The sequence below is a fragment of the Streptomyces sp. NPDC002133 genome, assembly GCF_040296405.1.
Taxonomy (GTDB): Bacteria; Actinomycetota; Actinomycetes; order Streptomycetales; family Streptomycetaceae; genus Streptomyces.
Map to the genome: position 1 here is coordinate 20,869 of NZ_JBEOXF010000086.1, position 6,132 is coordinate 27,000.

At 70.9% G+C, this 6,132-nt stretch carries 4 protein-coding genes; 3 read left to right on the forward strand and 1 reads right to left on the reverse strand.

The genetic code is table 11. From position 1 onward, the window contains the following. Positions 1-86: 86 nt before the first annotated feature. Positions 87-2,261: a hypothetical protein gene (locus tag ABT078_RS39455; RefSeq protein WP_351236751.1), complete on the reverse strand. Its 2,175-nt coding sequence runs from the start codon at positions 2,259-2,261 to the stop codon at positions 87-89. A gap of 239 nt (positions 2,262-2,500) precedes the next feature. Between ABT078_RS39455 and ABT078_RS39460 the strand changes: the two genes are divergently transcribed. The 3 genes from ABT078_RS39460 to ABT078_RS39470 form a co-directional block, all read left to right on the forward strand. Next, positions 2,501-4,045, forward strand: a complete 1,545-nt coding sequence (locus ABT078_RS39460; protein WP_351236754.1) for a leucyl aminopeptidase — start codon at positions 2,501-2,503, stop codon at positions 4,043-4,045. 313 nt (positions 4,046-4,358) lie between these two features. Continuing rightward, positions 4,359-5,747: a dihydrolipoyl dehydrogenase gene (lpdA, locus tag ABT078_RS39465; RefSeq protein WP_351236756.1), complete on the forward strand. Its 1,389-nt coding sequence runs from the start codon at positions 4,359-4,361 to the stop codon at positions 5,745-5,747. A gap of 59 nt (positions 5,748-5,806) precedes the next feature. Continuing rightward, a partial coding sequence (locus tag ABT078_RS39470) for a biotin/lipoyl-containing protein (RefSeq protein ID WP_351236758.1) occupies positions 5,807-6,132 on the forward strand: 326 nt, incomplete at its 3' end.

Below are 6,132 nucleotides of genomic sequence, written 5' to 3' on the forward strand. Positions count from 1 at the left end.
CGTGCGCTGGTTCGTGCGTGCGCGCCGCGCACTCTCATGCACCCCTTGGCCGAGGGTGCATGAGAGTGCGTCCGAGAGCCCCGGTGTCAGGCGGGCAGCCGCAGTGTGACGGCGGACTGGAGCACCTCGGGCCCGGTCCAGGCCGACCGCTGCCCCGCATACGGAGTGCCGAAGACGGCCGTGCCGAGCAGGAGTTGCTTGCGGGTGCCCTCGGGTGCGGTGACGGGAACGACGACCCCGGACGGGCCCTGCACGGTGACGGTGGTGCCGATGCGGTACGCCGTGACCCTGCCCGCGTCGAGGGCCTTCTGCCAGGCGTCGCGGCGGCTCAGTTCCGTACCGACGTCGCGCTGGCGCGGGTTGACGAGCGGCGCGCTGTCCGCGAACAGCGACCGGTAGTCGCCGAGGATCCGGTCCAGCACGGGGTAGAGGATGCGGTCCTCGGCCAGGTTGGACTGGTGGACGTAGTGCGGGCGCGGGTCGTTCGCGACCACATGGCCCAGGGCGATCCTGGCCTCCTGCGGGACGATGTGGCCCGCGTAGCCGGTGCCGGTGTCCAGCGGCTCGTCCAGGCAGGTGGAGGCGGGGTTGATCTCGCAGATGCCGCTGCCGCCGTCGGCCTGCGACGTGTAGATCCAGTTGTACTCGTCGGCCATCTCGGCCGCCGTGCCCACGTTGTAGTACACGTTCATCGGGTGGCGGGGCACGGTGAGGGCGCTGCCCACGGCGCGCTGCTGCGGTTCGCGGGAGTTGTCGCTGGCGACCCACTTGACGCCGTTGTCGGCGAGCGCGGGGGCCAGGTTGGGGTTGTCCACGGGCTGCTGCGGGAGTGTCCTGAGACCCGAGTGCTCGCCGGTGACCAGTTCGGTGCGGTCGACGGAGATGCCCTTGTTCACAGCCCAGTTGTGGTTGTCCCGGATCTGCGCGGAGATCCCGGCCCGGCTCATCCACCGCGTGTTGCCCGCGGTGTCCTTGGCACACTGCCAGGGGACGACGGAGACGTCCTGGACGCAGCCGAGGAACGGATGCGTGTAAGTGTGGTTGATCCAGCGGTACTTGGCCCGGTCGGCCAGCAGCCGCGCGGTCAGCGCGTCCGTGCCGCCGTGCTCGGCCTTCCACTCCTCGCCCGCGCCCGCGTTGTAGACCATGTCCAGGGTGAAGCCGCCGGCCTGCTGCCACTGGGCGGCGTACTGCGCGTCGGCGGCGGTCATCCGGATGTCGGGGGTCTCCTCGCCGCCGGGGCCCGCGCAGTCGATGTCACCCGGAGTGCAGTTGCGCTCGGTGTCCCAGCGGGCGTCGGGCGCGAAGACGTCGTCGACGTGGACCGAGAAGTAGTTGCGGCTCTGGCCGAGGTGAACGCCCTGGGTGAGCCATTCGACGATGCCCCGGGCGAGCAGCCGGAACTGCCGCTGGTGCTGGTTGTACGCGAAGGTCACGACGAGTTCGCGGCGGCCGTCGTGCGCGTACTCGCCGAGCAGGCTGGCGCGGCCCTCGCCACCGGGCACGGGCGCGTCGACATAGCTGGTGAAACCTTCGCGGGGGCGGGCGAGGTAGCCGTAGCTCTCGCCGACGTCCGGCGCGTTGTCCTCGAAGGCCAGCGACCCGTCGAGATAGCCGAAGGGGCCCGAGCGGCCCGCGGCGGTGACGGCGGCCGGGGTGCCGTCGAGAGTGCCGGACCAGCCACCCTCGCTGGTGTAGTCGAGCCCAACGCCCGGATGTGCCCAGGTGTACGCGTCGACCTGGCGGATGCCGAAGGCCTTCTCGTACGCGACGAGCGCGGACTGCTCGGCGGTGCCCGTGGCGTCCGTGCCGAACGGGGCCTCGTTGGGCAGGACCACGCCCTGGTACCTGGCGCGCGGCCGGCCGCCCACCGTGTCGCTCAGGAACGCCGCGCTGATCCGCGGACGGCCCGGGTCGTCGAGGTCGACGACGCTGTACGGCACTCCGGTGCTGCGCAGCTCCGCGGTCACCGCCGCCACCGATGCGCCGCCGTCGTCGACGACGAGGACCCTCAGGTCGATCCGCGGCACCGGGTCCGCGGCCGCCGCGCTCGACGCGGGCAGCACCGCCGCGAGGAGGGCGGACGTCGCCAGTGCGAGCACCGTCCTGCCGCGGAGCCCGCCCGGGCCGGACCTGCCGCCGCGCCGGTCCGTGCTGGACGTGCCGCCGAGTCCGCCCATACCGATTCCGTACGCCATCGCGCATCCCCCACCCTCGGAGGCCTCCATGCGCAGATTGCGCGGAGGACCTGTGGAAATCATGCAAAGCAGCTACTCGCTCCCTTGCGCATTCGCCCCGAGTGTGACGGAGGACTCACGCTCCGTACGGCGAACATGTCGGAGACACCACGGATGGGTGAACCACCGCGGGCGTGAGCGAACATCGCAGGCGCGCGTAGGCTCGTTCCGGGGCTCCGACTGGCCCGATTTACGATGCGCCGGGCACGGCCGACCCCACCTCCTCGGCCATCGAACTCAAACGGAAGCGAGAATTCACCACCGTGACTGCTCTCACTCTCAGCACTGCCGGCGCTTCGACGCTGCGCGCCGACGCGATCGTCGTCGGCGTCGCGAAGGGCGCCAAGGGCCCGGTCGTCGCCGCCGGCGCCGAGGCCGTGGACAAGGCGTTCGACGGAAAGCTCGCCACCGTCCTGGAGACCCTCGGTGCCTCGGGTGCCGAGGGCGAGGTGACCAAGCTGCCCGCACCTTCGGGCCTGAAGACCCCGGTCGTGGTGGCGGTCGGTCTCGGCCAGGCCCCGGAGAAGGACGAGGCCTACACGGCCGAGTCGCTGCGGCGAGCCGCCGGATCCGCCGCCCGCGCCCTGGCGGGCACGAAGAAGGCCGCTTTCGCGCTGCCGGTCGAGGCCTCCGAGGACGTCGAGGCCATCGCGGAGGGCGCGCTGCTCGGCGCGTACGCCTTCACCGCGTACCAGGACGGCGGCAACGGCAAGGCCGCGAAGAACGAGAAGAACGACAACAGCAGGAAGCAGCCGCTGGCCGAGGTCGCCCTGCTCGGCGCCAAGCCGCGCGACAAGGCGCACAAGGCCGCGGCCGAGCGGGCCATCGCGCTGACCGAGGAGATCAACCGCGCCCGCGACCTGGTCAACACCCCGCCGAACGACCTCTTCCCCGAGTCGTTCGCCGCCGTCGCCACCGCCGCAGGCAAGGAGCACGGCGTCAAGGTGCAGGTGCTCGACGAGAAGGCGCTCGCCAAGGGTGGCTACGGCGGCATCCTGGGCGTCGGCCAGGGCGCGGCGAACGGCCCGCGCCTGGTGCGCCTCGGCTACACGCACCCCAAGGCGGAGAAGACCCTGGCCCTGGTCGGCAAGGGAATCACGTACGACTCGGGCGGCATCTCGCTGAAGCCGGCCGGTCACAACGAGACGATGAAGTGCGACATGAGCGGCGCCGCCGCGGTCTTCGCCGCCGTCGTCACGGCCGCCCGTCTCGGCCTTGAGGTCAATGTCACCGGCTGGCTGGCGCTCGCCGAGAACATGCCCTCCGGCACCGCCACCCGCCCCGGCGACGTCCTGCGCATGTACAGCGGCAAGACGGTCGAGGTGCTCAACACCGACGCCGAGGGCCGGCTGGTGCTGGCCGACGCGCTCACCAGGGCGTCGGAGGAGAACCCCGACGCGATCGTGGACGTGGCGACGCTGACCGGCGCGATGGTGCTGGCGCTGGGCCACCGCAGGTTCGGCGTCATGGCGAACGACGACGCGTTCCGTACGGCCGTCCACGAGATCGCCGAGGAGGTGGGCGAGGACTCCTGGCCGATGCCGCTCCCGGCCGACCTGCGCAAGGGCATGGACTCCCCGACCGCCGACATCGCCAACATGGGCGAGCGGATGGGCGGCGGCCTGGTCGCCGGTCTGTTCCTGAAGGAGTTCGTCGGCGAGGGCATCACCTGGGCCCACCTGGACATCGCAGGCCCGGCCTTCAACGAGGGCGGCCCGTTCGGCTACACCCCGAAGGGCGGCACCGGCTCCGCGGTCCGCACCCTGGTGAAGCTCGCCGAGCGCACCGCCGCCGGTGACCTGGGCTGATGTAGGACGGCAGGCGCGGCGACGGGCCGCTTCGGCGGATCCTGCGCTCACGCCGGCGCACGGCCCCGGGAATACCCCCGGGGCCGTGCGCCTTCACCGGAATCCGTAGGTTCATACGGACGAGTAACCGCGGGGGGCGGCAGAACCGCCGTCCCGGACCCCGGCCCCGCGTCCCGCCTTCCGCCGACAAGTGCGAAGATGGGTTCTCGGCAGGACAGGGCCCCACCACAGGGCCGAAGAAAAGCGGCCGAACACCAGCCGCCGCGTGGGTCTGGACGACCGGCGCCCGGCGCACATGCATGGAGGACGTGACGTGGCGAACGACGCCAGCACCGTTTTCGACCTAGTGATCCTCGGCGGTGGTAGCGGCGGTTACGCCGCGGCACTGCGCGGAGCGCAGCTGGGCCTGGACGTCGCCCTGATCGAGAAGGACAAGGTCGGCGGCACCTGCCTGCACCGCGGATGCATTCCCACCAAGGCCCTGCTGCACGCCGGCGAGATCGCCGACCAGGCCCGTGAGAGCGAGCAGTTCGGGGTCAAGGCCACCTTCGAGGGCATCGACGTCCCGGCCGTCCACAAGTACAAGGACGAGGTGATCTCCGGGCTGTACAAGGGCCTGCAGGGTCTGATCGCCTCCCGCAAGGTGACGTACATCGAGGGCGAGGGCCGGCTGTCGTCCCCCACCTCCGTCGACGTCAACGGCCGACGCGTCCAGGGCCGCCACGTCCTCCTCGCCACCGGTTCCGTGCCGAAGTCGCTGCCGGGTCTGACCATCGACGGCAACCGCATCATCTCCTCCGACCACGCGCTGGTCCTGGACCGCGTGCCGAAGTCCGCGATCGTGCTGGGCGGCGGCGTCATCGGCGTCGAGTTCGCCTCCGCGTGGAAGTCCTTCGGCACCGACATCACGATCATCGAGGCCCTGAAGCACCTCGTCCCGGTCGAGGACGAGAACAGCTCGAAGCTTCTCGAGCGCGCCTTCCGCAAGCGCGGCATCAAGTTCAACCTCGGCACCTTCTTCGAGAAGGCCGAGTACACCCAGGACGGTGTGCGGGTCACCCTCGCCGACGGCAAGACCTTCGAGGCCGAGGTCCTGCTGGTCGCCGTCGGCCGCGGCCCGGTCTCGCAGGGCCTGGGCTACGAGGAGGCCGGGGTCGCCATGGAGCGCGGCTACGTCCTCGTCGACGAGTACATGCGGACCAACGTGCCGACCATCTCGGCCGTCGGTGACCTCGTCCCGACGCTCCAGCTCGCGCACGTCGGCTTCGCCGAGGGCATCCTGGTGGCAGAGCGTCTTGCCGGTCTGAAGTCCGTCCCGATCGACTACGACGGCGTGCCGCGGGTGACCTACTGCCACCCGGAGGTCGCCTCCGTCGGTGTCACCGAGGCCAAGGCCAAGGAGATCTACGGCGCGGACAAGGTCGTCGCTCTGAAGTACAACCTCGCGGGCAACGGCAAGAGCAAGATCCTGAAGACCACGGGCGAGATCAAGCTCGTCCAGGTCAAGGACGGTGCCGTGGTCGGCGTCCACATGGTCGGTGACCGTATGGGCGAGCAGGTCGGTGAGGCTCAGCTGATCTACAACTGGGAGGCTCTGCCGGCCGAGGTCGCGCAGCTCATCCACGCGCACCCGACGCAGAACGAGGCGCTCGGCGAAGCCCACCTGGCCCTGGCGGGCAAGCCCCTCCACTCCCACGACTGATTCAGTCAACGGGCGCGACGACGACCACTACCGCACATTCGTAAGGAGCAACCGAAACCATGCCGGTTTCCGTAACCCTTCCGGCGCTCGGCGAGAGCGTCACCGAGGGCACCGTCACCCGCTGGCTGAAGGCCGAAGGCGAGCGCGTCGAGGCTGACGAGCCGCTGCTCGAGGTGTCGACCGACAAGGTCGACACCGAGATCCCCGCACCGGCCTCCGGCGTCCTCGCGTCCATCAAGGTCGCCGAGGACGAGACCGTCGAGGTCGGCGCCGAGCTCGCCGTCATCGACGACGGCACGGGCGCGCCCGCTGCCGCCCCGGCCCCGGCCGCCGCTGCCGCCGAGGCCCCTGCGGCTCCGGCCGCACAGATCGGACGAGCGGCGGG

Bases quoted from the DNA above. Each gene is read 5' to 3' on its own strand.
- ABT078_RS39455 (WP_351236751.1), bottom strand. From the start codon at position 2,261: ATGATTTCCACAGGTCCTCCGCGCAATCTGCGCATGGAGGCCTCCGAG.